At 68.9% G+C, this 26,919-nt stretch carries 26 protein-coding genes and 2 pseudogenes; 17 read left to right on the top strand and 11 right to left on the bottom strand.

Annotated features, from left to right (window positions below):
- Nucleotides 1-132: 132 nt before the first annotated feature.
- From GA0070607_RS31895 to GA0070607_RS31880, 4 genes are read left to right on the top strand one after another with little or no spacing between them, the layout of a single operon-like run.
- On the top strand, nucleotides 133-729 hold the full coding sequence (locus GA0070607_RS31895) for a sulfite oxidase-like oxidoreductase (RefSeq protein ID WP_089021512.1): 597 nt from the start codon (nucleotides 133-135) through the stop codon (nucleotides 727-729).
- A complete protein-coding gene (locus tag GA0070607_RS31890; RefSeq protein WP_089021511.1) occupies nucleotides 699-1,439 on the top strand; it encodes a ferredoxin reductase in 741 nt (246 codons plus the stop codon). The genes GA0070607_RS31895 and GA0070607_RS31890 overlap by 31 nt, the downstream gene beginning before the upstream one ends.
- 2 nt (nucleotides 1,440-1,441) lie before the next feature.
- On the top strand, nucleotides 1,442-1,771 hold the full coding sequence (locus GA0070607_RS31885) for a DUF6510 family protein (RefSeq protein WP_089021510.1): 330 nt from the start codon (nucleotides 1,442-1,444) through the stop codon (nucleotides 1,769-1,771).
- Nucleotides 1,772-1,822: 51 nt separating this feature from the next.
- Nucleotides 1,823-3,277, top strand: coding sequence for a glucose-6-phosphate dehydrogenase (locus GA0070607_RS31880; protein ID WP_089021509.1), 1,455 nt, complete (start codon nucleotides 1,823-1,825; stop codon nucleotides 3,275-3,277).
- Between the two features lie 107 nt (nucleotides 3,278-3,384).
- Here the strand turns inward: GA0070607_RS31880 and GA0070607_RS31875 are convergent, their stop codons facing one another.
- The 4 genes from GA0070607_RS31875 to GA0070607_RS31860 form a co-directional block, all read right to left on the bottom strand.
- Nucleotides 3,385-4,449: a glycosyltransferase family 2 protein gene (locus tag GA0070607_RS31875; RefSeq protein WP_231930642.1), complete on the bottom strand. Its 1,065-nt coding sequence runs from the start codon at nucleotides 4,447-4,449 to the stop codon at nucleotides 3,385-3,387.
- Nucleotides 4,450-4,484: 35 nt separating this feature from the next.
- A complete protein-coding gene (locus GA0070607_RS31870; RefSeq protein ID WP_331716441.1) occupies nucleotides 4,485-6,269 on the bottom strand; it encodes a hypothetical protein in 1,785 nt (594 codons plus the stop codon).
- Nucleotides 6,270-6,382: 113 nt separating this feature from the next.
- Nucleotides 6,383-10,720 (bottom strand): type VII secretion protein EccCb, encoded by a 4,338-nt coding sequence (eccCb, locus tag GA0070607_RS32905; protein ID WP_089021508.1) that lies wholly within the window; start codon nucleotides 10,718-10,720, stop codon nucleotides 6,383-6,385.
- A gap of 2 nt (nucleotides 10,721-10,722) precedes the next feature.
- Nucleotides 10,723-11,160 (bottom strand): hypothetical protein, encoded by a 438-nt coding sequence (locus GA0070607_RS31860; protein ID WP_157743334.1) that lies wholly within the window; start codon nucleotides 11,158-11,160, stop codon nucleotides 10,723-10,725.
- Nucleotides 11,161-11,360: 200 nt separating this feature from the next.
- Between GA0070607_RS31860 and GA0070607_RS33940 the strand changes: the two genes are divergently transcribed.
- The 5 genes and pseudogenes from GA0070607_RS33940 to GA0070607_RS31845 all read left to right on the top strand — a co-directional run bounded on the left by GA0070607_RS33940 (nucleotide 11,361) and on the right by GA0070607_RS31845 (nucleotide 13,846).
- A complete protein-coding gene (locus tag GA0070607_RS33940) occupies nucleotides 11,361-11,486 on the top strand; it encodes a hypothetical protein (protein ID WP_269458409.1) in 126 nt (41 codons plus the stop codon).
- A gap of 55 nt (nucleotides 11,487-11,541) precedes the next feature.
- Nucleotides 11,542-11,655, top strand: a pseudogene (locus GA0070607_RS34245) (SDR family NAD(P)-dependent oxidoreductase); the annotation flags it as partial.
- A 64-nt stretch (nucleotides 11,656-11,719) separates the two neighbouring features.
- Nucleotides 11,720-12,226, top strand: coding sequence for an SDR family oxidoreductase (locus tag GA0070607_RS31855; protein WP_269458408.1), 507 nt, complete (start codon nucleotides 11,720-11,722; stop codon nucleotides 12,224-12,226).
- 2 nt (nucleotides 12,227-12,228) lie between these two features.
- Nucleotides 12,229-12,795, top strand: a complete 567-nt coding sequence (locus GA0070607_RS31850) for a MarR family winged helix-turn-helix transcriptional regulator (protein ID WP_231930630.1) — start codon at nucleotides 12,229-12,231, stop codon at nucleotides 12,793-12,795.
- A gap of 118 nt (nucleotides 12,796-12,913) precedes the next feature.
- On the top strand, nucleotides 12,914-13,846 hold the full coding sequence (locus tag GA0070607_RS31845; RefSeq protein ID WP_089021506.1) for a zinc-binding dehydrogenase: 933 nt from the start codon (nucleotides 12,914-12,916) through the stop codon (nucleotides 13,844-13,846).
- A gap of 383 nt (nucleotides 13,847-14,229) precedes the next feature.
- Here GA0070607_RS31845 and GA0070607_RS31840 read toward each other — a convergent pair whose 3' ends face one another.
- On the bottom strand, nucleotides 14,230-15,054 hold the full coding sequence (locus GA0070607_RS31840; RefSeq protein ID WP_089021505.1) for a hypothetical protein: 825 nt from the start codon (nucleotides 15,052-15,054) through the stop codon (nucleotides 14,230-14,232).
- Nucleotides 15,055-15,192: 138 nt separating this feature from the next.
- Between GA0070607_RS31840 and GA0070607_RS33935 the strand changes: the two genes are divergently transcribed.
- Both GA0070607_RS33935 and GA0070607_RS33930 read left to right on the top strand, forming a co-directional pair.
- Nucleotides 15,193-15,315 (top strand): hypothetical protein, encoded by a 123-nt coding sequence (locus GA0070607_RS33935; RefSeq protein ID WP_269458407.1) that lies wholly within the window; start codon nucleotides 15,193-15,195, stop codon nucleotides 15,313-15,315.
- A 139-nt stretch (nucleotides 15,316-15,454) separates the two neighbouring features.
- On the top strand, nucleotides 15,455-15,805 hold the full coding sequence (locus GA0070607_RS33930) for a P-loop NTPase family protein (RefSeq protein ID WP_089021504.1): 351 nt from the start codon (nucleotides 15,455-15,457) through the stop codon (nucleotides 15,803-15,805).
- A 132-nt stretch (nucleotides 15,806-15,937) separates the two neighbouring features.
- Here the strand turns inward: GA0070607_RS33930 and GA0070607_RS31830 are convergent, their stop codons facing one another.
- Nucleotides 15,938-16,516 carry a TetR/AcrR family transcriptional regulator gene (locus GA0070607_RS31830; protein WP_089021503.1) on the bottom strand — a complete coding sequence of 193 codons (579 nt, stop codon included), beginning with the start codon at nucleotides 16,514-16,516 and terminating at the stop codon, nucleotides 15,938-15,940.
- Between the two features lie 91 nt (nucleotides 16,517-16,607).
- On the opposite strand from GA0070607_RS31830, the gene GA0070607_RS31825 reads away from it, so the two are divergent.
- Nucleotides 16,608-17,054: a DUF1772 domain-containing protein gene (locus GA0070607_RS31825; RefSeq protein WP_089021502.1), complete on the top strand. Its 447-nt coding sequence runs from the start codon at nucleotides 16,608-16,610 to the stop codon at nucleotides 17,052-17,054.
- Between the two features lie 20 nt (nucleotides 17,055-17,074).
- Here GA0070607_RS31825 and GA0070607_RS31820 read toward each other — a convergent pair whose 3' ends face one another.
- From GA0070607_RS31820 to GA0070607_RS31810, 3 genes are all read right to left on the bottom strand, one after another.
- Entirely contained in the window at nucleotides 17,075-17,548 is a 474-nt protein-coding gene (locus GA0070607_RS31820) for a GNAT family N-acetyltransferase (protein WP_089021501.1), read from the bottom strand.
- A 33-nt stretch (nucleotides 17,549-17,581) separates the two neighbouring features.
- The gene (locus GA0070607_RS31815; RefSeq protein WP_089021500.1) at nucleotides 17,582-17,950 is read right to left on the bottom strand and encodes a GNAT family N-acetyltransferase; all 369 of its coding nucleotides are present in this window, start codon (nucleotides 17,948-17,950) and stop codon (nucleotides 17,582-17,584) included.
- Between the two features lie 131 nt (nucleotides 17,951-18,081).
- Nucleotides 18,082-18,999 carry an NADP-dependent oxidoreductase gene (locus tag GA0070607_RS31810; RefSeq protein WP_089021499.1) on the bottom strand — a complete coding sequence of 306 codons (918 nt, stop codon included), beginning with the start codon at nucleotides 18,997-18,999 and terminating at the stop codon, nucleotides 18,082-18,084.
- A 756-nt stretch (nucleotides 19,000-19,755) separates the two neighbouring features.
- Between GA0070607_RS31810 and msrB the strand changes: the two genes are divergently transcribed.
- The 4 genes from msrB to GA0070607_RS31785 all read left to right on the top strand — a co-directional run bounded on the left by msrB (nucleotide 19,756) and on the right by GA0070607_RS31785 (nucleotide 23,004).
- Complete coding sequence (msrB, locus tag GA0070607_RS31800) at nucleotides 19,756-20,235, top strand: peptide-methionine (R)-S-oxide reductase MsrB (protein ID WP_089021498.1); 480 nt, start codon at nucleotides 19,756-19,758, stop codon at nucleotides 20,233-20,235.
- Between the two features lie 9 nt (nucleotides 20,236-20,244).
- On the top strand, nucleotides 20,245-20,751 hold the full coding sequence (gene msrA / locus GA0070607_RS31795; protein ID WP_089021497.1) for a peptide-methionine (S)-S-oxide reductase MsrA: 507 nt from the start codon (nucleotides 20,245-20,247) through the stop codon (nucleotides 20,749-20,751).
- Between the two features lie 169 nt (nucleotides 20,752-20,920).
- Nucleotides 20,921-22,102 (top strand): low temperature requirement protein A, encoded by a 1,182-nt coding sequence (locus GA0070607_RS31790; protein ID WP_089021496.1) that lies wholly within the window; start codon nucleotides 20,921-20,923, stop codon nucleotides 22,100-22,102.
- Nucleotides 22,103-22,347: 245 nt separating this feature from the next.
- A complete protein-coding gene (locus GA0070607_RS31785; protein WP_089021495.1) occupies nucleotides 22,348-23,004 on the top strand; it encodes a TetR/AcrR family transcriptional regulator in 657 nt (218 codons plus the stop codon).
- 214 nt (nucleotides 23,005-23,218) lie between these two features.
- Here GA0070607_RS31785 and GA0070607_RS31780 read toward each other — a convergent pair.
- A pseudogene (locus GA0070607_RS31780) lies at nucleotides 23,219-24,211 on the bottom strand (IS1634 family transposase); the annotation flags it as partial.
- A gap of 203 nt (nucleotides 24,212-24,414) precedes the next feature.
- Between GA0070607_RS31780 and GA0070607_RS31775 the strand changes: the two are divergent.
- Nucleotides 24,415-25,155: a uroporphyrinogen-III synthase gene (locus tag GA0070607_RS31775; RefSeq protein WP_157743333.1), complete on the top strand. Its 741-nt coding sequence runs from the start codon at nucleotides 24,415-24,417 to the stop codon at nucleotides 25,153-25,155.
- A gap of 429 nt (nucleotides 25,156-25,584) precedes the next feature.
- On the opposite strand, the gene GA0070607_RS31770 is transcribed toward GA0070607_RS31775, so the two are convergent.
- A complete protein-coding gene (locus GA0070607_RS31770) occupies nucleotides 25,585-26,913 on the bottom strand; it encodes a poly(ethylene terephthalate) hydrolase family protein (RefSeq protein WP_172899142.1) in 1,329 nt (442 codons plus the stop codon).
- Nucleotides 26,914-26,919 lie beyond the last annotated feature (6 nt).

Below are 26,919 nucleotides of genomic sequence, written 5' to 3'. Positions count from 1 at the left end.
GCGGAGAATCGCATCACCGGGGCACTCGCTGACGTTGACGTCATGGGCGGGCACCACATCGACATCCACCGGCCGAGTGGAAGCACGGGTGGCAGCGGGATCTCGGCTGCCCGGCCACTTGGGGAGGGACGCATGGCAGTGATCACACGCGGTTTCGGCGGCCGCAGACGCGACGACGCCGACCTCCCGCCCGGCCAGTACCGCACGGACGACTTCCCGGTACTGTCGGCGGGACCGACACCGCGCATCGGCCTCGACAGGTGGGAGCTCGCCGTCGTCACCGAGACCGGCGAGCGGAGCACGTGGTCATGGGAGGAGTTCACCGCCCTTCCCGCCGACGAGCCGACCGTGGACATCCATTGCGTCACGCACTGGTCGAAGTTCGGCACGAGCTGGCGAGGCGTCTCGGTGGACACCTTGCTGGCCGACGTCGAGACTGCCGCCGAGTACGTCGTCGCCCACTCCTACGGCGGCTACACCACGAACATCCCGCTCGAGGACCTTCTCGACGGCCAGGCCTGGGTGGCGTACGAGTTTGACGGAGAGCCGCTGGTTCCGGTGCACGGCGGGCCGGCGCGTCTCCTCGTTCCACACCTGTACTTCTGGAAGAGCGCGAAGTGGCTGCGCGCTCTGGAACTGCGTCTCGACGACGAGCCCGGGTTCTGGGAGACGGCCGGCTACCACAACTACGGGGACCCATGGCGCGAGCAGCGGTACCTGGCAGACTGACCTGGCAGCCGGCGACCGTCGCCGCCACCCGCGCGGAGACTGCGACGGCGCGGACCCTGGTCCTCGACGTTGACCGCTGGACGGGTCACGTGCCGGGCCAGCACGTCGACGTCCGGTTGACGGCTCCCGACGGCTACACGGCGTACCGCAGCTACTCGATCTCGTCCGCCCCGGGGCCCGACCGGCTCGAGGTGACCGTCCAGGCGGTGACCGACGGTGAGGTCTCGCCGTACCTCGTCGACGTTGCAGAGCCGGGCGACCAACTCGAGATCCGTGGGCCGCTCGGCGGCTGGTTCGTACGCCGACCCGCCGATCCGCGCCCGGCGTTGCTGATCGGCGGCGGGTCCGGCGTGGCGCCCCTGATGTCGATGGTGCGTGCGGCGACGAATCCCACCAGGCTGCTCTACTCGACCCGATCCCCGTCCGATGCACTCTTCTCTGCGGATCTTGCTACTGCGGGAGCCGCACGCGATGGTCGCGTCACCGTGGCACACGTCTATACCAGGGTCGCGCCCCCCGGCTGGCCGGCCCCACCCCGAAGACTGGACGCGGACGCCCTCGCCCGCGTCGCCTGGCCCCGAGATGCCGACGCTGTGGCGTTCGTCTGCGGGCCCACCGGGTTCGTCGAGACCGTGGCCGACCTCCTCGTCGACATCGGCCACGATCCCGCGAACATCCGCACCGAACGTTTCGGACCCACCGGAGGATGACCATGCCGACCACCAACATCGGAGCCGACGACGCACGCTGGGTGGACGGAAACGCCCTGGCCGGACCGCTCGGCGAGATCATGGGGACCGACCTCACCATCGCCGAGCTCACCTGCGCCGGGTGCCGGACGACCCGTCCGCTGGCCGCGATGCGCGTGTTCGACCGAGCGCCCGGCCTCGTCGCCCGATGTCCCGGCTGCGAGGACGTCGTCATGCGCGTGGTGCGCACGGCCGGCCGTGTCCTGGTCGACCTGCGTGGATCGCTCGTCCTCAGCCTGCCGGCGCCGACTGCCATAGATGGAGCCGGCCTCCGATGGGCGCCGACCAGGTAAGTCCGGGCAAACGGGTACCTACCCGCCCGACCGGCAGGGCATGGTGGATGCATGACGACATCGCCCCCGAGCGCCGACAATTCCGTGGCCGAGCGTCCTGGCCCCGGAGGCCCGGAGCCCCAGACGCTGCTGTTGCTCGGCGCCAGCGGTGACCTGGCCGAGCGCCTGCTCCTGCCCGGGCTGGGTCGGCTGGTGGCCACGGGCGCCCAGCCGGGCCTCGCGCTGATCGGCAGCGGCAGGGCCGACTGGGACGACGAGCGGTGGCGTCGCCACGTGGCCGAGTCCTTCGCGACGGTCGGGGCGGACGGGCCCCGGGAGACCGAGCTGGTGCGCGCCACCCGCTACCTGCGTGCCGACGTTACCGCGGACGAAGACCTGCGGCGGCTGCTGGCCGCCTGCCAGGGCCAGCTGGTGATCTACTTCGCCCTGCCGCCGGTGATCACGGCCCGGGCCGCAGCAGCGCTGGCCCGCATCGGTCTGCCGCCCGGTACCCGGCTGATGCTGGAGAAACCATTCGGTACGGACGCCGAATCGGCGAGGTCGCTCAATGAACTCCTGGCCGGGCTCGTGCCGGAGGACCAGGTACACCGCATCGACCACTTCCTGGGCAAGTCCACGGTGGTGAACATCCTCGGTCTGCGCTTCGCCAACCGGATCTTCGAACCCGTGCTCAACGCCGCACACGTGGCCTGCGTGGACATCGTCTTCGACGAGGCCCTGGGCCTGGAGGGCCGGGCCGGCTACTACGACGGCGCGGGCACGCTCGTCGACATGGTGCAGAGTCACCTGCTGCAGGTCCTCGCACTAATGGCGATGGACGCGCCACCCTCCCTTCACGCCAGGGAACTGCGGGGCCGCAAGGCGCAGGTGCTGCGGGCCACGAGGGTGTGGGACGGCGATCCGGTGCGGTGGAGCCGGCATGCCCGGTATACGGCGGGGGAGGTGAACGGGCGGCGACTGCCCGCGTACGCCGACGAGCCCGGCGTCGACCCGGCCCGGGGGACCGAAACCCTGGCGGAGGTGGTGCTGGCCGTGGACACCTGGCGGTGGGCGGGTGTGCCGTTTCGACTGCGCTCCGGCAAGGCGCTGGCCGGCCGGCGCAAGGAGGCCGTCGTCACCTTCAGGCAACCTCCGCGGGTGCCCACCGGCCTCTCCGGACACGAGCAACCCGACCGGCTGCGGATTGGCTTCGGCCCGGACCAACTGGGCCTCGACATCAACATCAACGGTCCGGGGGAACCCTTGGAACTTGATCAGGTGCAGCTGGTGACGCACTTTGGCCCCGGCGACCTGCCGCCATACGGGGAGGTGCTTCGTGGCGCCCTCGACGGCGACCCGATGCTGTCGGTGCGAGGCGACACCGCTGAGGAATGCTGGCGCATCGTGGAGCCGGTGCTCGAAGCCTGGCGGGCGGGGGCGGTGCCGTTACAGGAGTACCCGGCCGGTAGCCGCGGCCCGGCTGACTCCCTACTGGCCCCCGCGCCCGGCGAGGGGGGTCTTCACTGAGGCGTCACTGCTCTCGGCAGCCGCCGCCGGCAGCTGGGGATTCCCACCAGCCCGGCATCGGCTCGGACTCCGCGCACCGCGAAGGCCGCCGGATCCCCGCCCGGCAGCTACGGCGCGTCGCCCCGCACCGACCGGTCGGCGGCGCGACGGAGGCCCTCGTGCCGGGTGGGATCCTCGCGGGCCGGCATCCGCTGCCGGACGGGGTCCACCGGCCGGGCCGGCACGCGCGGAGCCTGCCCGTTCTCCGTCAGCAGGTCCTCCGTCTCCTGGACCAGGTAGTGCGGCCGGCGTTTGGTCTCGTAGTAGATCCGGCCGATGTACTCCCCGATGACGCCGAGGATCATCATCTGGATCCCGCCGAGACCGATCACGCTGACGATGATTGTGGTGTAGCCGGGGACGTCGATGCCCTTCTCGACGGCGTCGGCGACCACCCAGATCATGTATCCCAGCGCGATCAGGGTGAGGAACAGCCCGCCGTAGATGGCCAGTCGCAGCGGCCGGTTGTTGAACGACAGGAGACCGTCGAACCCGTAGTTGAAGAGCTTGCCGAACGTCCACCGGCTCCGACCGGCCCGACGCGTCTCGTTGCGGTGCGCGACCACGACCGTCCGGAACCCGATCCAGGAGAACAGTCCCTTGGAGAACCGGTTGTACTCGGGCATGGCCAGCACGGCGTCCACCGCGAGCCGGGACAGCAGCCGGAAGTCGCCCGCGCCGTCCAGCAGCCGCACGTCGATCCACCAGTTGACCACCCGGTAGAAGGACCGCGAGGCGAGCATCCGCAGGAACCGGTCACCATGCCGGTCCCGGCGGGCGATCACCTGGTCGAACCCCTGGCGGTACAGCGCCACCATCTCAGGCAGCAGTCGCGGCGGGTGCTGCAGGTCGGCGTCCATGATGACCACCGCGTCCCCGGTGGCGCGCTCCAGACCGGCCAGCATCGCCGCCTCCTTGCCGAAGTTCCGGCTCAGCGACGTGTACCGCACCGACGGGTCGGCGGCGGCCAGCCGGCGCAGCGCCACGAGGGTGCCGTCCGCGCTCCCGTCGTCGACGTAGACCACCTCGACATCGACGTCGGACAGCTCGGCCAGCGCGGCGGTCACCGCCCGGTGCAGCCCTTCCACCGACGCTTCCTCGTTGAAACAGGGCACCACTACCGACAGCCGCACGTCGTCACCCCGCCCGGGCCGTACGCGCAGAGCCGTCACCCGAGGTGGTAGACCAGCACACCATCGAGCTCCTCCCGCGTGATGCCCAGTCCGTCGACCGGCCGGGCCGCGACGCCCTCCCACGGCGTCGAGACGGCCCGGTCGGGCATGACCACGACCGACCGGATCCCGATGCCCCGCAGGTAGGCCACGCTGCCGGGATCGGGGAAGGAGGCCGCCGCCGCCCGGGTCTGCGCCAGGGTGGCGGGCTCGAAGCCGGCCAGCCCGTTCGCCACCCGGGGGAACCCGTCGGTCGTCCACAGCATGTAGTGCAGGTCGTTCGTGCCGCCGATCGGCAGCAGCAGAACGGGCTCCTGCGCCACCCGCATCGCGGCGGGTGGCCGCGGCACCACCGGGTGCGGCGTCCGGTTGACCCCCTCCAGCCCGACCACGACCAGCGGTATCAGGAGAACCGCAGGCGCCAGCAGCCGCGTGAGCCTGCGGGTGGGGGACCGTCGCGCCGACTCGGCGATCGTCGTCACCAGCCCGGCCGCCAGCACCGCCAGCAGCAGGCTGGTCCAGTGCATCATCCGGCCCGGCGTCCGTAGCGCGTCCCAGCCGGGCAGGTGCCGGGACAGCGTGAGGTAGCCGGGGTCCCCATCGCCACCCAGCGTGGCGCCGAGGCCCAGCAGCACCGTCGCGAGGACGCCCAGCCCCAACGTGATCCGGTACCGGACCGGATACACCGAGACGAACAGCCCCGCCATGGCCATCCCGATCAGGGCAATGCCGGGCAGCAACGCCATTTCCGGGGGCCAGGACAGCTGTGCCCGGGCCGCCGCGTGCGGCTCACCCCACAACCAGGAGTCCCCCGGGGCGGTGACGAAGCCGATCAGCGGCGGCGAGAACATCTGCGTCCAGTCCAGGGACCGCACAGCCTGCGGATTGAGGTCGGCGACCCGCAGGTAGACCAGTCCCAGGAGCAGCGTCACCGCCCCGAAGACGAGCCCACCGGCCAGGTCGGCCAGCAGCAACCGGCGGCCGAACGGGACTCTCGCCCGCCGCCACCACGACCAGCCGTAGCAGCCGGCGACCACCAGCACCGCGGCGAGCAGGAAGTAGACCAGTGGCAGCCCGATGCCGAAGCCCAGGCTGACCTGCCAGGCGGCGACGATCCACCCGGCCAACGCCCACCCGGGTCGGCGTCGCTCCGGCCGGTACCCGTGCCGCATCGACCAGCCGTGCCCGCGTGCCAGCATCGCCAGGGACAACGCGATCCCACCGCTGGAGAGGATGTTCAGGTGACCCGCGTGCGCCAGCCGCCACGGCCCGTACGCCCACGCGAGCCCGGCGACCGCGCCGCCCCACCGGCCCGCCCCGAGCTGCCGGACCAAGGCGTACGCCCCGACGAACGCCAACGCGTGCACCAGCACGTACATGACGTTGTAGTGGACCAGGGCGGCCTCGAAGCCCGACCCGAGCGCGCCCATCGGGGCGTATCCCAGGAGCGTGTCGCTGTAGGCGAACGTGTACCTCTCCGGGTAGAACGTGTTCGAGTGCCAGAGGTCGAGGGGATGGCTCACCAGGGCGTGGCCAGACCAGGCCATCTGCCATGCCTGCAAGGTCGGGTCGCCGAGGTCGCCGGGCACCGTGCTCGCCGGATGCCGCATCGTGGGCCAGGTCAGCACCACCGCGAGCAGCAGGCCACCGACCATCGCGCCGGTCCACTCGTGGCGTAACCAGCGCCACCGGGCCCAGCGGTCAGGGGTCGGGGCGGCGGGGACCGGGCTGTGGCCGTCGCTCGCGGCGACCGGCGGGCCGTCGGCGGCTCGGGTAGACACAAATATGCATGCTCCTCGATGCTGATCGCGTTGTCGACGGGTGGTCCGAATTGTGGACTCGCCGAGTGATCAGTCGGAATTGGTCATCCGGGCGGGCATGATGCTGCGCCCGGTCACGGCTCCGACCACGCGGTCTGCATCAGCCGGACACCGTCGCGCCGGCGTACGAGCGTGCCGCGGCCGGCCGGCATCCGCTGCGGCCGCACCCCACCGAAGATCTGGCCCTCCTCCCGGTCACCGGACATCAGCAGGGCGGGCGAGTCCAGCTCGCGCAGGCGTTGCAGAACGGGCTCGTAGAGTGCCCGACTCACACCTGCCATCCGACGCGCGATGATCAGGTGCAGCCCGATATCCCGCGCCAGCGGCAGCAGCTCGTGCAGCGCGCTGAGCGGATTGTTCCCGCCGGAGGCGACCAGGTCGTAGTCGTCCACCAGGATGTAGAGGTCCGGGCCCACCCACCAGCTCCGGTCACGCAGCTGGGCCGTTGTCACGTCCGGGCCGGGCAGCCTTGCCTGCAGGGCGCTCGACATCGAGCTGAGCCCCTGGCTGAATGCCTGGTTTGAGGGGGCGTAATCGATCAGGTGGTCGCCCTCCACCGCATCCAGCAGGCCCCGGCGGTAGTCGGCGATGACCAGCCGCGCCTGCTTCGGGGTGTACCGCTCGACGATGCCCCGGGCGATCAGCCGCAGCAGGTTCGTCTTGCCGCATTCGGCGTCGCCGAAGATGGTCAGATGCGGGTCACCCTGCAGCTCGAGATAGACGGGGGCGAGTGCCGCCTCGTCGACGCCGATAGGCAGGCCGCTGGCAGCCGGATCACTGCACTCGCCCAGCTCGGCCACCGACAACTGGCGCGGCAGCAGCCGTACCGGTGGTGCCGGAGGCCCGGGCCAAGCCGCGGCGACCTGGTGGGCGAGGTCGGCCGTCGCCTCGCTGAGGTCCTCGGCGGTGCACCGGTCGTCGATGCGGGCCAGGGCGGTCAGGAAATGCAGCTTGTCGCGGGTCAGACCGCGTCCGGGCGAGCCGCCCGGCACGTTCTGGGCGGCCCGCCGGTCGATCTCCGACTCAGCCGTGTCGCCGAGCCGCAACTCCAGCTTCGTGCCGAGCAGGTCGCGCATGTTGATCCGGATCTCCGACCACCGCACCGCCGTCACGATCACGTGTACGCCGAAACCCAGCCCCCGGTTGGCCAGGTCCCCGATGGTCTGCTCCAACTCCTCGTACTCCTGGCGCAGGGTGTTCCAGCCGTCAACCACCAGGAAGATGTCACCGAACGGGTCGTCGGCGAACTCCCCGGCCGCCCGCCGCCGACGATAGGTCGCGATGGAGTCGACGCCCTGCTCGGCGAACCGCGCCTCCCGCGCCGCGAGGACCGCGACCGCCTCGGCGACTGTCCGGCGCACCGCCTCGGTGTTCCGCCGGCCGGCGACACCGGACACGTGCGGTAGCCGTCCCAGGGCACCCATGGCACCGCCACTGAGATCGAGACAGAGGAACTGCACCTCCTCCGGCGTGTGGATCAGCGCCAGCGCGGCCACCAGGGCGTGCAGCAGAGTGCTCTTGCCCGACCGCGGCGCACCGACAACTGCGACGTTGCCGTCGGCTCCCGACAGGTCAAGTAGCAGGGGAGCCCGTCGCTGCTCGTGCGGGATGTCGACCACTCCGACGGGCACGGTCAGCGGAGCCGGGCCGGGTGCGTTCAGGCCCCGAGCCGGGTGCCGAGCCAACGGCGGCAGAAGCCGGTCCAGGCTGGGCGCGGTGTCCAACGGCGGCAACCAGACCTGGCGGGCGGCAGGCCCGCCGCCGCTCAGCCGGCCCAAGACGATGTCGAGCACGCTGAGGCCGGCCAGCTCGGCTGACACCGCTTCGCCCTGCGCCCCGGTCAGCACCGGTACCCCGGAGACGTATGTCGCGCGGAATCGGCCCATCCAGGCACCGTCCGTCAGCAGGCCGTGCCCCGGGATGTTCGGCAGCTCAGCCGCGTCCGGCACGCCCAGCACCGTCACGCTTTCGGCAGCGGAGAAGGTACGCAGACAGATCCGGTACGACAGGTGGCTTTCCAGCCCACGCAGCGTCCCCTCCTCCAACCGCTGGGCGGCCAGGAGCAGGTGCACGCCGAGGGATCGGCCCAGCCGGCCGATCGTTACCAGCAGGTCGATGACCTCCGGGCGGACGGTGAGCAGTTCGGTGAGCCCGTCGCAGATCACCAGCAGACTGGGCAGGGGTTCCAGAGGCGCCCCGGTCGCCCGCGCCGCCTCGTACGTCGACCGGCTCGGGTAGTTCCCGGACGCGCGTAGCAGCTCCTGGCGGCGGTTCAGCTCGCTGAACAGCGAGACCTCCAGGCGCTCGACCAACGACAGCTCGTGCTCGAGATTGGTGATCACCGCACTGGTGTGTGGCAGAGCGTCCAGGGAGGCGAAGGTGGCGCCGCCTTTGAAGTCGAGCATGATGAAGTTGAGATCGCTGGACGAGTGGCGGGCCGCCAGCGCCACCACGATCGTGCGGAGCAGTTCGCTCTTGCCCGACCCGGTCGCCCCCACCAGCAGCCCGTGCGGTCCCATCCCACCCTGGGCCGATTCCTTGAGGTCGAGGCGCACCGGTCCGCCGATCTCATCGACGCCGATGGGTATCCGCAGGTACTCCTCGCCCGTGGGCGTTGGATGGCCCGTGAACGTCTGGAGCGCCGTGGGGTCCGGCAGGTCGAGCAGCGTCAGCACCTCACTCTGTAGCGCCTCCCGGGCCGGCCGGAGGCTCCCCGGTCCTGCGTCCGCCTGCAGCGTCCCCCACGCCTTGGCGATCACCGGCACCAACCCGTCGGCTTCCTCCGGCGTGGCGGGTTCCGCCTCTGCCTTGAGGTCGTTCTCCCCGAGCGCGGGTTCGGGCAGCGCGATCCGGAAGGTACGGCGGCCATGAATGGCCCAGCCGGGCATGTTCAGCGGAAGGCGAACCGCCTGGTCCGCATTGACGAGCGACTCGTGTGGCTGGGACAGCCGGGTTTCGATCCGGGTCTGCGGCAGCTCCCGCAATTCCTCCGGGATGGTCAGCCAGCTCCGGTCGAGGATCACCACGTGGAACCCGTACCCGAGACCCTTGTTGGCGAGATCAACCACCCGGGGAGCGAAGCTCTCCAGCAGCGTGGCGAAGTCCTGCCAGCGATCCACAATCAGGAAGACGTCCGGGTAGGGCCCGCCGTCCAAGCCTGCCCGTCGGGCACGCAGACTTGCTGGAGACTCCAGGGAGTGGCGGCGAAACAGCTGCTTGCGGTCGAGGACGTCGCGTTCCATACGATCGAGCAGATTGCCGACCTCGCCCAACTGGTCGTCGCCCAGGACGGAGCGGACGTGGGGCAGCCGCTGCATCGGCCCCAGCCAGTTCCCGCCCGACTCCAGGCAGTGGATCGCCACTTCGCTGGTGGAGTGCGTGAGCGCCAGCCCGGCGATGATGGTCCGCAGCAGGGTCGTCTTGCCGGTGCCGGCGCGACCGACGACGAGCAGGTGGCCCTCGGCGGATGCCAGGTCCAGCCAGACCGGCTCGCCGGCGGGCTGGTCGACGCGGTGTGCCTGGCCGACCGGCACCTTCAGCAGCCCACGCCGGCGCCAGTCGGTGGCGCAGAGCGGCACGTCACCGGTCGACTCCAACTTACCCAGCAGGTCACCGAGGCGGGGATCGCGGTGGTCTCGCCGCAGGCGCTGACGGTGCTGCCCCTCTCGGGACAGGGCAATGTGTATCTCGTCGCTCGCGCTGCCGAACTGACACGGCGTCTGCGCCGACCGCTTGGGCAGCTCCACGTGGACGTACCGCCACAGGTCATCCGGGGTGATCCGGCCCTGCCCGGTGATGTCCGCCGCGCCGGTGCTGAGGCCCTGGATGATCGTCCCGGTGAAGGCCGAACTCATCCTGGGTTCGGTACCGATGGCCGGCCGACCGTCGTCGGCACGTTCCACGGAATTGGTTGCCGTGATGACGTAGCGGCCGTAGCCGGTCCGCAGCTCGCCGTCGAGGGCGAGGTCGTCGTCCGCCGTCTTCAGGCCGAGCCCCTCGAAGGCGCCGCTGTAGCAGCAGTCGAGCAGGAGCACCGAGCTGGCGGCGTCGGACTCGTCGAGCAGTTCACGGATGAACGAGGCGGAGATCGCTGTGGAGGAGAGGTGGTCGACCTCGGTGTTGGCGACCGCCAGGTGCAGCCGCCCTCGCTTGCTGCTGCGTACGCCGTGGCCGGAGAAGTAGAGCAGAACCATGTCCTCCGGGCCGGCGGCCCGCAGCATCGATTCGATCTCCCGCTCGATGGCGCTCTTCGACTCGTTCTCCAGCAACCTGAACTGGTCGAATGCGCCGACGTCCGGGTCGGCCAGCAGGCTGAGCAGGTCCCGGGCCTCCTCGCGGGGGGCGTAGAGGTCCGTCAACGAATCGTCGATGTACCGGTCGTTGGCGACCAGCAGAGCCCGTCGCTGTCCCACAATCAGCTACCGGATATCTCCCCGACCGGACCGCGAGCGGCGGGCGGCGCGGCGCCCACCGCCGACTCGACAGACCCCGGTGCCATGAGCCGGCCCAACTGGTCGACGAGCCGCTGGTCCACCCGGGTCGCCCCGGTGATGACCAGCTCGTTGCCGCCGCTGCGCAGGGTGATCGACCGGGCCTTGACCCGGTCCGCATAGGCGATCGCGATCTGGGCGAGGGCACGCATCGTGGCCGCCGAGAAGACACCGCCGACGATGAGCATGCCCAGCTCCCACGCCTGCTGCGACTTGCCGTGCCCGCTGGCGGGCGACTGGGCGTGCGCGACCTGAAAGCCCCGCACTGATCGCAGGTCATCGGCGAGCCCGGCGGCCAGCGCGTCGACCCGTTCGGTGGGGAGCGCGACGGACGGCTCGATCAGCATGGAGAGTTCGGGCACAGTAGACCTCCGATAGCACTCGTTTCTACATTCAACACCATCCGGCAGTAGCCGCCGTGCCCCTCGGCGTGCGGGCGTATCCACCTCTGTGGACAGAACGCCTGGCCCGCTGCCGAGGCTGGTGGCTGTGTTCGTGGTCAATCGATGCGCGCCGGTGCGCCGCCGTCGTCCGTGGGCCGCGACGAGCTGTTCGCGCCGCTGTGCCCGGTGCAGCGCGGCCCCGCGCCGTCGGGGATGCCCACCGCGCTCTCGGCCGGCTCGACGTGGTGGTGCCCGCCGCCGCGGTCATGCCGGTCGCTCCGGCGAAGCGGACCACCGACGCGTAGTGGCGCCGTCCTCGACGCGACCCTCGGCTCGACGTTCCACGTCGTCCGCGCTGTCCTGCCCCTGCTGCCGCGCGGCGGCGCCGTCGTCGCGGTCAGCTCCGTCAACGCCACCCTCGCCGCGCCCGGCCTGCCGGGCTACGCGGCCGCGAAAGCCGGCGTGGAGGGACTCGTCCGTCAGCTCGCGCTCGAGTATGGTCCCGCCGGCATCCGCGTCGACGCCGTCGCCCCCAGGCATGATCGGCAAGGCCGACCTGCCCTCCGTCACCGAGGGCTACCCACTGCGGCGGGTCGGCCGACCCGACGTCGCCGCCGCCGTGACGTTCCTCGCCTCGTCGGCGGCGGACTTCATCACCGGCGTCGTGCTGCCGTTCGACGGTGGCCTGTCGATCGCCTCACCGGCGGCGTGGCTCCGCCCCGACCTACGAGCGAGATGGCTGTGCCATCCGGGGACTGGTCGGTACTGGCTGACCTGCGCTGTGAGCTGGGGGGAGTGCCCGGTTTGGGACGAGGCCTCGGCCCGCCTGCAGCTGATGGACATTGGCAGCCGATACCTCTGGGCCCGTGTCCTGTCCGCCCTGGTGATGATCTTGATTTGCTCGGCCAACGGGCCGTCAATGGTGACCGAACCCAACGGTGCGGGCCGCCAACACCTCACAGCAACCAAGTCCCCTGTATGGCTCAGAAACGAGACACAAATTGAAAGCCGCATACTCGCACAAACATCTCTTCAGCGTCAGTAGGTGTGCCGGCCGAGACGGTCGACCTCTCGCAAGGGATGATCGGGGATGTGACCGATCGAAAGGCCCATAGGGATACTCATTCGACACCGAGCGCGAACGGACCGGCGCGAGCGCCGCGCGAGGCGATGACGAAACAACAGTTGGCGGTGTGGCGCTCCCTCCTCGATACGACATCGGCGCTCGCGCGCGCCTTGACTGCCGAACTGGCGCTTGAGTCAGGACTCTCGTCGGGTGACTACCAGGTGCTGCTCGCCCTCGTGGAGGCCCCCGGGAAGAGGATCCGCTCGTCCGAGTTGGCCGACAGCATCGATTGGGAACGCAGTCGCTTGTCGCATCACCTTCGGCGCATGGAGATGCGTGGCTTGGTCCGTCGCGAGGGCTCCGGTCCACATGACAGTCGGGCAACCCACGTGACGCTGACAACACAGGGCGAGACCCGTTTTCAAACAGCCAGCAAGATCCATACGGCGACTGTCAAGCGCTACTTCGCCGACGCGCTGAGTGCCCAGCAGTTCGCGTCGTTGGCCGAGATTCTGGATGCCTTGCGTCGACACCTGACCTCGATGTGATGCGTCAGTCATTGACGTGTCATCACGCCGGGGTAGCGTTGGTGAGGCGTCAAACACGGCGTGTCGGAGCGCGGACGATCCCGTCGCTCGGCACCAGGATGAGAGAGGTGTGCCGCAAATGAAAGCCTGGCAGTTCATAGGTGTGGGGAATCCCCTGACCTTGCGTGATGTCGATGTGCCCGAAGCGGGGCAGGGCCAGGTCCTTATCGATGTCAAGGCTTCAGGGCTCTGCCACAGCGACATCGGATATCTCGAGGGGACGATCACGCATCTTCCGTTCGCTCCCATCACGCTGGGGCACGAGATGTCGGGGGTCGTCGTCCAAGTCGGCGCCGGCGTTACCGGATTCAAGATCGGACAACGGGTCGCGATTCCGTCCACTCTCGAGACGCCGGGTAACGCTAGCGATGGCGGCTTCGCCGAGTATGTGGTCGCCCGCCAGGAACACATCATTGGGATACCGGACGACGTCGACTTTGTCCACGCAGCACTCGCAATGGACGCCGGGATGACGTCGTACCACGCGGTCCGGTACGGCGGGACGAAGCAGGGCACGCGAATCGGTATTATCGGTCTGGGCGGTCTGGGGTTCCTCGGAGCACAGTTCGCGCTGGCACTCGGTGCCGAGGTGTACGGGGTCGAGATCAACGAAGATGTCTGGCCCCGTGCTCTCGACGTCGGCGTCGTCGACGTCGCGAGAAGCATCGGCGAATTCGCCGACAAGAACCTCGAAGTCATCATTGACTTCGCCGGTTTCGGGACGACGACGGCGGAAGCATTCGAGGCAATCGGGCACGGCGGCACCGTCGTTCAGGTCGGACTCGGTCGCAGCACCGCCACCATATCCACCTGGGCGCTGTTGTCGAAGGAGTTGCGCTACCTCGGCTCGGCTGGCGGCACCTTCGACGACGTCCGGGCCGTACTCGATTTGTTTAGCCGCAACAAGGTGAAACCTCTGCTCAGTACCGTCTCTTTCGAGCAGATCGGCGAAGCGATCGAGCGGCTGGAACGCGGACGGGTCGACGGCCGCATCGTCGCCATCCAGCCCTGACGTACGACCGTACGACCGTTGTCGAGGTCAACTCCGAGGGCGGCGAGGTTCGCCCTCTGGGTCCCCGCCGCCTTCGGCTGTGCTTCCCCGAAGCAAAAGGTCCAACTTTGCCCAGCAGTCCGCACGACCAGCGAATGCGGCAGAACGACGACCGCTGGCCCTATCCGGGCACTCGACCCGGCGCTGTCGCAACCGCTGGACACCCATACCGATTTCAGCACCGCTGATACGACATGCGGCGCCGCGCACCCGCAGCGACGACCCGGCGTTCGCTCGGCGGTAGGCGCAGCGCACGGCGAAGAGCGGGCGCGCGTACGACGGCAGGATGACCGGCTGGATACCGGGTTGCTCGTCCACGCCGGTGGGCGGCCTGCTCGTCGCAGCTACAACCCGCGGGCGGTTCGGAGCGGACCTGTGGACGGTGCACCGGCCAGGGGTACGCGGGCGGCTTCAGGGCGGTTTGTCCCGAGAATCTTCCCGAGTTCAGCCTGCGCGCCGTCGCCTACCAGGAACGCATCCTCATCGAGCAGCGCCCTGATGGCAGACCGGAGCTGCTCGGCGGTGAGCGGCTCCACCATGCCGTCCAGTTCTAAGAGGCCATCGACATCCTCGATTCGGGCCTCCCGGAGCATTCTGAGCTGGTCCTCGCTGTACAGCCGGGTTACGAGGGCCGCCAGGAAACGGTTCCGCGCTTCCTCCGTGCTCATGCTGGCCCGGTACGCCTCGATCGCGGCGACCACGTCCTGCGTCTCGGTCGAGGGTGCGGCCTCTGCCGCCGCGGTCTGCTCGGCACGGGTGGCCGCCCGGTCGGGCTCGCGAGATCTGAGCCGATTCCACGTCGACCGCACGGCCGGCACCGCCTGCTCGGCCAGCCATTTCGTCACCTGTGGTTTGGCCCTGCCCACGGCGGTGGCGCCGAGGATGAGCAGGGCTCCGAGCATCTCCATCTCCCGCTCCGACAACAAGGGTTCGGCAGGTGCCGGCGGTCTGTCGGGCTCGCTCGAATCCGTGGTGTAGCCGTACACCATCGGCGGTTCTTCTTCTTCTTCTTCTTCATCATCATCGTCGTCGATGTCGCTCAGCGTGACGTGACCGAGCTTGTTGGTCGCGTCTTCACGAGTCAGGGGACTGTACTCGCCGGGTTTCTTCTGCGACTTCGAGAGATGTGATCCGTCGTCGTACTCAACCCACATCTTCTTTTTGGGCATTTGCCGCCGTCCCCCAGGCCGGATTCAAGGTCGCAAGTGTATTGCCCACAAAGCGCCGCTGTCGTGGGCCGATGGTGCAGGTTTGCGGTGCCGTTCGGCGCAGCGTGAGCGGTCCGCCAGGGCGGGGTGGGCGCCGGCATGCTCGAGCGCCGCCTGGACGCGGTCGAGGCGCCGGTTGACTGGCAGAAGCACGTATTCGTAGGAAGCGAGTTCTTCTTCCTCTGCATGCCGACCGCCGCCGAAGCGCATCACGATCCGTAGTCGATGGGGCCTGACGCGGTCATTGCGACCGGTGGGTGCGTTGCCGAGGAGCCTTGCCCTCTGCCGGCTGCCGGGCTTGACCCCTGATCGTTCGGCCACCCGGATGTCCGTGTCGCCGCCAGCGCCGAGTCTGAGACGCATGGACAACGTGGTGCAACTCGACGGGGTAACCCGCATCTACGGCTCGCGCCGCCGGCCGGTCGCCGCGCTTCGCGGCGTCTCGCTCGTGGTGCCGGCCAGCACATTCGTGGCGGTCATGCGCGCGGCCGAATCGGGCAAGGGCACGTCGCTGCACTGCGCTGCTGGCCGAGGTCGGGCTGCCCGGTCGGCCGGTCGGCGAGTTGGCCAGCGGCAGCGGTCGGCCATCGCCCGTGCACTGGCTGGCTGCCCCGTCGTGGTGTTCGCGGACGAGTCGACCGGGGCGTTGGATCCGGACACTGGCGCGCAGGTGCTGCGGCTGTTGTTAGTGGGGTGGACCGGACTCGGGTGACGGTGGTGATGGTGATCCACGCCCCGACCGCAGCGGCCTCGAGCAACCGGCTCATCCAGCTGTGCGACGGCGAGGTGGTGGCGGACGGCCCGACGCGGGATCCATCGCAGAGCGGCCAACCGGGACGGCGCGTCAGAGCATGGCGAGCCGGTCCACCAGCAGTTCCACCCTCTGCGCGGTGTCCTCCGGCGGCAGCCGTCCGGCCCGGGTCAGGGTGGCCAGCCCGTGCAGGGCCGCCCAGAATGTCTCGGTGAACAGCCCCGGGTGGACGTCGTCCCCGGCGACCGCGCCGAGGCTCTCCAGTAGCGCGGCGAAGGCGTCCTTGAGAGGTGCCGGGGTGTCCTCGTGCGCGAACGCCAGGCCGCCGTCGAGCTGGAAGATGGCGTCGTAGACCGCCGGGTTAAGTGCGGCGAAGTCGAGGTAGGCGCGGGCGAGGGCGGTGACCCGGGTACGAGGATCGTCCGCGGCGGCGGTCGCGGCCCGCACCGCCGCGGCCATCTCGGCGGCGCCCTCCAGGGCGACGGCGCCGATGATCTCGCGCTTGCCGCGGAAGTGGCTGTAGAGGACGGGCTGGCTGTATTCGATGCGCTCGGCGAGGCGGCGGGTGGTGACCGCGTCCCAGCCCTGCTGCTCGGCGAGTTCGCGGGCCGTGGCCACGATGAGGCGTTCGCGATCCGCCCGTTCGCGCTCCTTGCGTTCCTGTACCGACATGATGCGACCCTAGCACCGCTATGCAAGCGAGCGGCAGCAGTGCTAGCGTTGCCACTCCAGCTACCAACGCTAGAACTCAGGAGGGGTCATCATGCTCAACGCGCTCCAGGTGTTCACCACCGTGGTCGTCGGCGTGATGGTGGGGGTGGAGTTCTCCGTCGCCTTCGTCATCAACCCGATCCTCAACGCACTCCCGGGCGACAGTGGCCAACTCGGCCGCGCACACGGGGGCCGGATGCTCGGCGCCGTGATGCCGGTCTGGTACATCACCTCGCTCGTTCTCGTCGCGGTCTGGGCCATCGCCGGATGGCACCACCACGGCGCCGGCCTCGTCGTCACCGCCGGCGCACTGCTGATCCTCAGCGTGATCATGTCGATCCTGCTGCTCGTCCCGATCAACAACCGGGGCAAGACGTGGACCCCTGACAACCGGCCCGCCGACTGGAAGCAGCAGATGAACCGCTGGGACCGCCTCCACTACGTCCGCGTCGCCATCATCATCGCCGCCTTCGCCCTGCTGGTCGCCGCCCTCACCTGAGCCCGCGGGCCGACACCGCGCTACGTCCTGTCGTTCTCGAACGCGGTGAGCTCCTCGTCGTGGTCGCCTCCCGCAGGTTCGTGCATGGGGTAGGCGCCGGCGCCTGGATGGACCCTGTCGATGAGATCGAGGTACTCCGGGTTGCGGGCAATGAACCTACCCACGACCGGGCAGATGATGGTGACCTTCTTCCCGCTCTCGCGGATCTCGTCCAACACGCGAGCGACGAGCTCCGTGGCCACCCGATTATGGCGGTAGGCGGGGTCGACCCAGGTCGTCAGGAGCACCACACGGCCGCCCACGAACCGGTACTGGAGCTCGGCGATCGCTTCGGCGCCGAGGGCGGCGATCCAGCGACCGCGCTCCGCGTCGTTGATGACATCGAGCTCCCAGCTGGATTCCACCTCGCTGAGATTTGTCTCGTCCAGAGCAGCGATGATCACCGCGTTGTTCTCTTCCCGGGCGACCGCCTCGGCCTCGAAATCGATCGTCATCGTCACACTTTCGGTCGAGGAGCTAATGGGGGGTTAGGACGACTGGGGGTGACCCTGGGCTACGCCCGGGTGCTCGGGGTCGATGAGGTCGGCGTACTCGGGGTTGTGCTCGATGAAGGCGCTCACGATCGGGCACATGACGGTGACCGTCTTGCCTTGCCCGCGCACGTCGTCCAGGACGCGTCGGATCAGCTCGGTGGCGATGCCCTGTTTGCGGAACTCGGGGAACACCGAGGTGCCCAGCAGCACGAGTCGGTCGTCTCCGGCCACGTTGTAGGGCAGCCCGGCCACCTCTCGGTCCCCGACGGTGGCGCCGTAGATGCGGAGCTTCTCGTCGTTGACGACGTGGAAGTCGAACGCGGGGACGTTTGGGCCGTCGGTTGCCTCTTCGTTGATGGTCATCAGATCACTTTCGGGTCGTGGCGGTAGTCGTACTCGCCCAGCCGGATGTCGTCGACGGGAGGTGAAGGCCCACCATCGACGTACTTCTCGCTCCTGCGGGGGTCGTTCTCACGCTCGGGTGTGCCGGGTCCTTACGAGCGAACGCGGATGACTGTCTTTCCCTTGATCCGGTCGGTCGGGTTGAAGGCGGCGACGGCGTCGTCGAGGGTCGCGACGGTGCCGATGTTCGTCCGCAGTCGTCCGTCCCGCACCCGTCGGACGATCTCACCCAGTTGGGCGCGATCGGACACTACGACGAAGTCGACCGCCAGGCCGTCGGCGGGCCGCGCCTCGGGCGGTCCGACGACGGACACCAGCGTTCCTCCGGCTCGGATCAGGCCTGCGGACTGCTTCCCGATGTCGCCGCCGATGACATCGAACACCAGATCGACTCCGCCGACATCTTCCAGGGCGTCGTTGCCGAGGTCGACGAACTCGTGCGCGCCGAAGTCGAGCGCGCTCTGACGGTCCGCAGTACGTCCGGTGCCGATGACGTGGGCGCCGAACTCAACTGCGAGCTGCGTCACCATCGCACCGACTGCGCCGGCCGCGCCGTGCACGAGGACGCTCTGCCCCGACCGAAGGCGGCCGTGCTCGAACAGTCCCTGCCACGCGGTCAGGCCCGAGATGGGCAGGCTCGCGCCGACCGTGAAGTCCACGTCGCCCGGCAGCGGCGCGAGGTTGTGCGCCTCGACGGCCACATACTCCGCGAGGGTGCCGTCGCGAGTCCAGTCGGTGAGGCCGAACACCCGCTGTCCCACAGACAGTCCCGTCGTGCCGTAGCCGAGAGCGGTGACCACTCCGGCCAGCTCGTGCCCAGGGATCGACGGCGTCCGGTCACGGCCGAGGCGATCGGTCCAGGTAGAGGGCCACGCCAACTCGGTCGGGACGAATCCCGACGCATGAACCTGAACGATGACGTCGTTCAGCGCCGGTTCCGGCTCAGGCCGCTCCATCAGCTTCATCCCGGCCGTTCCCGCAGCCTGGTCCGTCACCACTATCGCTTTCATCGAATTGTCTCCTTGATCATTTGTCTTTGGCGGGATGGAAAGCCTGTTCGACATCTGGGCCAGGGGTCAGGGCGCGTGTCGCTCACGGGTGCACGAGGATGATCGTCTTTCCGGTGTTCCGCTCGGTCGGGTTGAAGGCGGCGACGGCGTCGTCGAGGTAGCGACGTTTGCCGATGATTGTCCGCACTCGTCCGTCCCGTACTCGCCGGGCGATTTTACCTACTTGGGCGCTATCGGGTACGACGAAGTCGATCGCCAGCCCTCGGCTAGGACCTGGTGGGCCGTGGCGAGGCCGATGCCGCTGCTGCCCCGACGGCTCCGAGCCTACCGCCCTCGGAACTCACACTCATGACAGTCGTTCCTTCCCCACTGAATCGCGATTTGTGTTGGCAGAGCCCGGTTCCGCGGGAGTGGCGCGACGTCCGGGGAACGCGGTGCCGGTGGGCAGGTCGGACAGTTCGTCGGTAGCGGAGGCAACCGCCGGACACCCGAACCTAACCGTGGTAGAACTGGTCCGTCAAGTCCACTCTAGGGGCCAGGCTGGTGGTACCTCGACGATGAGGCAAACCAGGTCAGCCGCCGTCGCTACGGCATCCACCCGGCCACGTCTGGGACATCTTGCCTGGACCTGACGGTCCATGGAAGGTAGAGGTTGCGGGAATACAACGGACCCGCAGGGTGTCTGTACGTCTGCGCGTCCAGGTGGGTTTCGCCTGGCCCCGCAGCTTCACGCCGAAAGGCCGGGAAGGGAGAGTTGTGCCCCAGCAGACCCCGTACCACAAGAACCCGGAGGCCGTATCGCGGCTCGACCCGGAGCAGTACCGCGTGACCCAGCAGGACGGCACCGAGCGGGCGTTCGCCAACGCCTACTGGGACAACCACGAGCCTGGCATCTACGTCGACGTCGTGTCCGGCGAGCCGTTGTTCGCATCGGCCGACAAGTACGACAGCAACTCCGGCTGGCCGAGCTTCACGAAGCCCATCGTCAAGATGAACGTCGTCGAGCGCGAAGACGCCAGCCACGGGATGATTCGAACAGAGGCCCGCTCGCTGTACGGGGACAGCCACCTCGGCCACGTCTTCAACGACGGTCCCCGGGACAAGGGTGGACTGCGCTACTGCATCAACTCCGCGTCGTTGCGGTTCATCCACCTCGACGACCTGGAGAACGCAGGGTACGGCGAATACCGCACCCTGTTCACGAGTGACACCAACACTGACACCGACGACAAGTAAGGAAACGACGTGACCACCGAAAAGGCGATCCTCGCCGGCGGCTGCTTCTGGGGCATGGAGGAGCTCTTCCGCCACCAGCCCGGCGTCGTGTCCACGCGCGTCGGCTACAGCGGCGGCGACGTCCCGAACGCCACCTACCGAAACCACGGCACCCACGCGGAGTCCATCGAGGTCGTCTACGACCCTGAGAAGACCGACTTCCGCGCGCTGCTCGAGTTCTTCTTCCAGGTCCACGACCCCTCGACGAAGAACCGCCAGGGCAACGACATCGGCGTCAGCTACCGCTCGGCGATCTTCTACACCAGCGACGAGCAGAAGCGGGTCGCCGAGGACACGATCGCCGACGTCGACGCCTCGGGTCTGTGGCCCGGCAAGGTCGTCACCGAGGTCACCCCGGCAGGCGACTTCTGGGAAGCCGAACCCGAGCACCAGAACTACCTGCAGACCTACCCCAACGGTTACACCTGCCACTTCCCCCGCCCCGGGTGGAAGCTCCCGAAGCGGGCGAAGGCCTGACACCTCCGGCGCGCGGACCCCGGTCCGCGCGCCGGCCTGGGGCCGAGGTGGCCCGTCCGTGTGACGGGGTCGGTCAGTCCAGTTCACGGCAGCGCGTCCGCGGTCACCGCCGCCGCCGCCGCTAGAATGCTCCCAAACCTGGAGCAAAGCTGGCAGAACGGGCGAGCCGATGACGACGGGCAGGGCGTCCGAGCTGGTGCGGAAAGCCGAGGATCCACAGCGGGCCACGTTCCTGGAACTCTTCTTCGACCTGGTGTTCGTCCTCGCGCTCGCCCAGCTCTCGCGCGGCCTGGCCGAGGACCTCGGGTGGAACGGCGCCTTCCGGACACTGGTGCTGTTGGGGGCCCTGTGGTGGGTCTGGTCCAGCACCGCGTGGCTGACCGACCGGACCGACCCGCATCGACCGGTCATCCAGACGCTGGTCATCGCGACCATGGTCGGCAGCCTGTTGATGGCGGCTGCGGTGCCCGAGGCGTTCGGCGACACGGGCCTGATCTTCGCGGGCGCCTACGTCGCCGTCCAGCTCGGCCGCGGGCTCGTGCTGGTGGCCGTGCTGCGTGGCCACGAATTGCAGCGCACCGGCGTGCGCGGGCTGTTCTGGTACGGCCTGTCGGCGGTGCCGTGGTTCGCGGGGGCGCTCGTGCACGGCACGGCGCGTGGCGCGTTGTGGGCGCTCGCGGTGGTCCTTGACCACACGGCAGGCAAGATCGGCTTTCCCACCCCGGGGGCGGGCCGTACGCCCAGCCAAGACCTGGTGATCTCGGGCGAGCACCTGTCCGAACGCTACCGGCAGTTCTTCATCATCGCGCTCGGCGAGCTGATCCTGGTCACCGGGCTGGCGCTGAGCAACAGCGGCTTCGCGCCGGAGAGGGTCGCCGCCTTCGCAGTGTCGATCGCGACCACCGTGCTGCTGTGGCGGATCTACATCTACCGCGCTGGGCAGGTCCTGGCGGACGCGATCGCCGTGTCCGCCGACCCGGTCCGCCTCGCCGCCTCGGCGTCATACGCCCACCTCGCCATGGTGGCCGGCGTGGTCGCCACAGCCGTCGGCGACGAACTTGTCATCACCCATCCACTCGGGCACACCCCACCGGCCTGGATCGGCGTCATCTTCGGCGGACCCGCGCTGTACCTGGCCGGGCGCGCCCGCTTCGAGCACGCGGTATTCGGCCGCGTGTCCCTGTCCCGACCGATCGGCGTCCTTGCGTTGGCCGCCCTGACACCGGCGATGGTCCCCCTGCCGCCAGTCGTGGTCGCCGCCGCCGCTGCCCTCGTCCTGACCGGGATCGCCATATCCGACGCCGCCCGCGCCCGCGGACACCCGCCCGAGCCGCCGTCACCACCCGGCTAGCCGGCCTGTAGGCGGCCGACGGTACGCGGATGTCGCCGTCGGTGTCCTTCACACTGTCCGCGAGGACCAGATAGTCCAGGAAAAGACTCGCCCTGTCGGACGATCCCGCACACATGGCATTCGCTCAACCAGGCCGGCGGCGCATGCGTTCGCCCTTTACGGCCACGCGAATGCGCAATGAGACCAGGTGGACTCCAAGGTCCTATTACCCATGAACTATCGGGCGCGCTGGATACACTTGAACGATGACCGACGAGCAGGTGGCTGCGCCGACGAATCGGCGGAGGATCAGTCAACGGGGCATCGCGACGCGAGAGCGGATCCTCGAGGCGGCCAACCGGCTGATGTTCGTGCGCGGAGTGAACGCGACCACCCTTGACGACGTCCGCGAGGCAAGTCAGACCAGCAAGTCGCAGCTTTACCACCACTTCGCCGACAAGCAGGAGCTCGTGCGCGCGTTGGTCAAATATCGAGGCGCGCTTGTGCTTCAGCGCGAGCGCGGAGGGCTCGAACGACTGAGATCGTTTTCAGGGCTGGTCCGGTGGCGTAACGCGCTGGTCCAGGCCAACTCGCTGAACAACGGCAAATACGGGTGCGGTCTCGGGTCGATGGCTGTCGAGCTGTCCGATCAAGATGAGCAGGCTCGTTCGATGCTGTTTGAGACGTTTGCGGCATGGGAGAAGCTGATCAGTGACGGTCTGCACCGGATGCGGGACAGCGGTGCACTGCGCCAGGACGCCGACCCGCAGAAGTTGGCCACAGGTTTGATGGCAGCTTTGCAAGGCGGCTACCTGCTGGCGAATGCCGCGCACAACGTCGCACCCATGGAAGTTGCTCTGGACATGGCGCTGGACCACATCAAATCGTTCCTCGTGCAGCCCTCCGGCGAGCCGACCCGTTAATTGAGCCCCTTTTCAACGTGATCAGGCTGGTCACGGCGGGTGTGCGCGAACGAGACCGGCACGAGCAACGGCACCGCGATGATCATCTGGGCCGCCAGGGCGGTGCCAACCGGCAGTGGAGCCTATGCGGCTGACCACCACCGGAGGAATCGGGGCACCCCCCGACCCCTCGTGGCACCGTCTGAGTGGGGAGGGGCTTGCCGTGGATGACGTCGAGTGCGGCGCGGAGTTCGTCGGGTAGGGGGTCGGCGGCGGTGATGCTGTGGTCGCCGGCCTGGATCGTGATCGTCCGGTAGCGGCGGGCGGTGGTGACGAACCGTTTGATGCTCCAGCCGGTGGTGTTCTCGATCCAGCGGGACACGGCCAGGGCGGCGAACACGATGGTCAGGTGCGCTTCGATCGATTCGCGGGTGTGGTGGTAGATCGGCCGGGCGGCCAGGTCGGTCTTGGACATTCGGAAGGACTTCTCGACCTGCAACAGTCGGCTGTAGGCACCGATGACCTGCTCGGGGTCGGGGTTGGGCAGGTTGGTGACGTAGCCCTTGATCCCGGCCAGGGCCCGGTTCTTGACCTCCAAGGCCCGGTTCACGCTCTTGACCGCGCCGGTCAGGCGCACGTACCGGTTCCGCTTGACCGCTGTCCGGCCTGCGACCGCGGTTTCGGCCTTGGTGATCTGCTGGTCGATTCCGCGCAGGGTGCGGCGGGCCCGGTCAGCCCGGTACTGGTGGTAGATCGTGTGGTCGCGGCGGTTGTCGCCGGGGCCGGCGGGCCAGGGCTGGACGAACACGTCGTTGCGCCACTCTGTGACGACGTAGGGCACGTCGGGGACGCGGGCACCGAGGATGAACGACAACCCGGCGGCTTCGATCGCGCGTTTGTTCGCCTCCGACATCATCCCCGCGTCGGCCACGACCGTGACATTCGACAGGGGTTGCGCGTTAAGGAAGGCCCGTAGGACCGGCAGCATGGTGGTGTTCTCGGCCCGGTTGCCCTCGAACGCGTGCACCATCAACGGGAACCCCGACCCGTCGGTGAGCAGCCCGACGGTGATCTGCGGCTCCAGCCGGCGTTCCTTGGAGAACCCGGGCTTGCGGAACCCGTCACCCTCGTCGGTCTCGAAGTACAGCGTTGTGACGTCGTAGAGCAGCAACGTCGCCGGCCCCAAGCTGACGTGCGCGGCGCAGGCGCGGGCCAGCCGGGCCCGCCATGGGCCACCGGCCGGATCGAACGTCGGCTCAGCGTCGCCCTCGACCGGCACACCCTCGGGGCGAAGGTCTGTGTCGTGCCATTGATCGCGATGGTCGCCGAGCCCAGCGGCCGCGGCTGCTTGATGACGTTGCGGATCGCCAGCTGAGTCGGCAACCGAGACCTCGCCGCCGACGCTGGTGGCTCTCTGCAAGGATGGTGGCCGTGGCGAGCTTCCACGCGCGGTACGTGTCCGGTGATCCCGACGACGTATGGCGCGACCTGCGCGGTCTTGGCCTACGGGTCTTCGACGCCCCGTACCGCGAGGACGCCGAGGCGGTGGCGCGCGAGTTCGCCGACCGTGCCCGCAGGAACGTCGAGACGCTCGTTGAGCGGCTGCAGGCGCGGGGCTTCCGTGCGGAGGAGAACGGCGACGAGGGGACGCCGTGTCGCGCCCACGTTCCCCCGTCGCCGGGCGCGCCCGCGCTGGCCGACTGGCTGGAGGTGACGTTCGCGCCGTTCCCGATGACGATCAGCGCGTGGATCCGGCAGGTGGGCGATGTGTGGCTCGTCGGGGAATTGCCGGGTTGGCCGGCCAGCGTGCTCGCGGACCCGTTGGTGGTGCAGCTCGAGTGGGCCGAGCGGGGCGGCTCGCGCTCCTACTACGAGGCCGAGCACGCCGCGTACCTCAGGGACACCGCGCGCCGGGACGCCGGCATCCCGTTCCAGCTCGACTACGCGCCCGACGAGCTCCACAAGGCGAACATCAGCGGCGACGCGCCCTACGGCATCGACCTGCCCGGCCCCGGAATCGACGGGAAGGTGGGGCCCGCGATCTGGTTCGTCGACGATCTCAACACTGCGTTCGCGGCCGGCGGCTTTCCCGGTGCGTTGTGGGACGAGGGATACCAGGAGCCGCCCGCCGGATTGCGTGAGTCGCTCGCCGCGGGGCTGCTGCGGCTCTGAGGCCGCCAGACGGCTGGCCGGTCAGACCCAGTTGACTCATTCGGTTAGTGCGTGAAAACAGCCCCACCTGCAGGCATCACCGCAGGTGAACGGGACGCGGGTCTCACGAGCGCGGCACCGTGAGCCAACTCAGGGGGCACCCCCCGACCCCTCGTGGCACCGCCTGAGTGGGGAGGGGCTGGCGTAGGCGCAGCGGATCGGCGCCGATCAGCCCGGACGGGCGTGCCATTCCCCTCGTAGCGTGGAGGCCGGAGCTTGAGGGATCGCGGTTCATGGTTGAGGCGAGACGGCAGGCGATCCGGGCGGGCCTGGCGTGACGCCGAGCCCGCCCGTTTCAGTCCGGCCGCCGGCTTCAGGTGTGTTGGATCTCGCCCGGCGGCTTGGAGATCTGCACACCCGCGAACAGGTTGTTCGTCGAGTCGGCCATGATCACCGTGCGAGGGACACGAGCCTGAATTGCTGGTTGGTTTGTCCGTGGCAGTCGTAGAGCTGGATCTGGGCTCCGTTGGTGGTGCTCCAGGCGTCCAGGCATCGTCCGGACTGCACGCTGCTGATGGTGCCGTTGGAGTTGACGTTCCACTGTTGGTTGGTTTGGCTGTGGCAGCTGTAGATCTGGACTGCCGCGCCGTTGCCGGAGCCCGCCGCGTCGAGGCACATGTTGCCGTACACCTGTAGTTGTTTGGTTGCGGTGTAGGTCCATGCCTGGTTGGTCTGCTTGTTGCAGTCGTAGAGCTGCACCCGCGTGCCGTTGTTGCGGGAGGCGTTGGGTACGTCGACGCATCGGCCGGATTGCGTGCCGACGATCTCGTTGGCGGAGCCGGGTGGGACCGTCGGCGGATCGGTGGGGGTCGGCGTCGGGGTGGTCGGCGTCGAGGGCAGCAACGGGCAGGTGCTGCGGTAGGTGACCACGCCGCTGGAGTCCAGCAGCGGGCAGAGGAACTGGCTGTACCGCGCGTCGTTATCGATGAACATCTTGACGAACGGCAGCATGGTCCGGATCATCACCGGGTTCGACCGTCCGACCATGAACCCATGATCGGCACCGGCGACCTCCAGGTAGACGCTCTTGGTGGTGGCCGGGAGGCTGTTGTACAGACCGGTGGCGTAGGACGGGGTGACCACCGTGTCCGCCTGCCCGGAGAAGATCATTGTGGGCACCCGGTCGTTGGCCAGGTTCGACGACGGCGAGTACGGCGCGATGCCGACCACTGCCCTCAACGACGAGCGCCGGCTGGCTGCGCTCAGCGCGCCACCGCCGCCCATGGAGTGACCGGCGACCGCCAACCGGTTGGGGTCGACGCGGTCGCGTATCGGGCTCTGCTGCGTCAGGTAGTCCAGTGCGGCGAGCAACTGTGTGCCTCGGGCCGTGTCGAAGTCGTTGCGGCTGTTGGTCTCGATGCCGATCACGACGAAGCCGTGGGAGGCCAGCCACGGTCCCATCCAGGCCAGTTCCGCGGAGAACAACGCGGTGTAACCCGGCGAGATCGCGATGGCCCCGAAGGTGCCCTGGCTGGTGTCGGTCGGGTAGTAGATCCTGCCGCCGTTGAAGCCGTACCCGGTCGGGACGCTGACCGACGTGTTGGCGAAGGGGCCATTCTCGGCGGTGACGCTGGTCCGGGTGGGGTCCGGGCCCCGCTGGTACGGGTTGTCGGCGGCCGACGCTGACCCGGTCGCCACGGTGACGGTGAACAGCCCGACTGCGGCTGCGATCCCAGCCGCGGCGAGCTTGAACAGCCGTCCCCTCGAACGGGGGGACACTCGGTC

The organism is Micromonospora coriariae, assembly GCF_900091455.1.
Lineage (GTDB): Bacteria > Actinomycetota > Actinomycetes > Mycobacteriales > Micromonosporaceae > Micromonospora > Micromonospora coriariae.
Note: the sequence above shows the minus strand (reverse complement) of the source record. Positions and strands in the feature narration are given on the sequence as shown.

Bases quoted from the DNA above. Each gene is read 5' to 3' on its own strand.
- GA0070607_RS31895 (WP_089021512.1), top strand. From the start codon at position 133: ATGGCAGTGATCACACGCGGTTTCGGCGGCCGCAGACGCGACGACGCC.
- GA0070607_RS31890 (WP_089021511.1), top strand. From the start codon at position 699: ATGGCGCGAGCAGCGGTACCTGGCAGACTGACCTGGCAGCCGGCGACC.
- GA0070607_RS31885 (WP_089021510.1), top strand. From the start codon at position 1,442: ATGCCGACCACCAACATCGGAGCCGACGACGCACGCTGGGTGGACGGA.
- GA0070607_RS31880 (WP_089021509.1), top strand. From the start codon at position 1,823: ATGACGACATCGCCCCCGAGCGCCGACAATTCCGTGGCCGAGCGTCCT.
- GA0070607_RS31855 (WP_269458408.1), top strand. From the start codon at position 11,720: ATGATCGGCAAGGCCGACCTGCCCTCCGTCACCGAGGGCTACCCACTG.
- GA0070607_RS31845 (WP_089021506.1), top strand. From the start codon at position 12,914: ATGAAAGCCTGGCAGTTCATAGGTGTGGGGAATCCCCTGACCTTGCGT.
- GA0070607_RS31840 (WP_089021505.1), bottom strand. From the start codon at position 15,054: ATGCCCAAAAAGAAGATGTGGGTTGAGTACGACGACGGATCACATCTC.
- GA0070607_RS33935 (WP_269458407.1), top strand. From the start codon at position 15,193: ATGCTCGAGCGCCGCCTGGACGCGGTCGAGGCGCCGGTTGACTGGCAG.
- GA0070607_RS33930 (WP_089021504.1), top strand. From the start codon at position 15,455: ATGGACAACGTGGTGCAACTCGACGGGGTAACCCGCATCTACGGCTCG.
- GA0070607_RS31830 (WP_089021503.1), bottom strand. From the start codon at position 16,516: ATGTCGGTACAGGAACGCAAGGAGCGCGAACGGGCGGATCGCGAACGC.
- GA0070607_RS31825 (WP_089021502.1), top strand. From the start codon at position 16,608: ATGCTCAACGCGCTCCAGGTGTTCACCACCGTGGTCGTCGGCGTGATG.
- GA0070607_RS31820 (WP_089021501.1), bottom strand. From the start codon at position 17,548: ATGACGATCGATTTCGAGGCCGAGGCGGTCGCCCGGGAAGAGAACAAC.
- GA0070607_RS31815 (WP_089021500.1), bottom strand. From the start codon at position 17,950: ATGACCATCAACGAAGAGGCAACCGACGGCCCAAACGTCCCCGCGTTC.
- GA0070607_RS31810 (WP_089021499.1), bottom strand. From the start codon at position 18,999: ATGAAAGCGATAGTGGTGACGGACCAGGCTGCGGGAACGGCCGGGATG.
- GA0070607_RS31790 (WP_089021496.1), top strand. From the start codon at position 20,921: ATGACGACGGGCAGGGCGTCCGAGCTGGTGCGGAAAGCCGAGGATCCA.
- GA0070607_RS31785 (WP_089021495.1), top strand. From the start codon at position 22,348: ATGACCGACGAGCAGGTGGCTGCGCCGACGAATCGGCGGAGGATCAGT.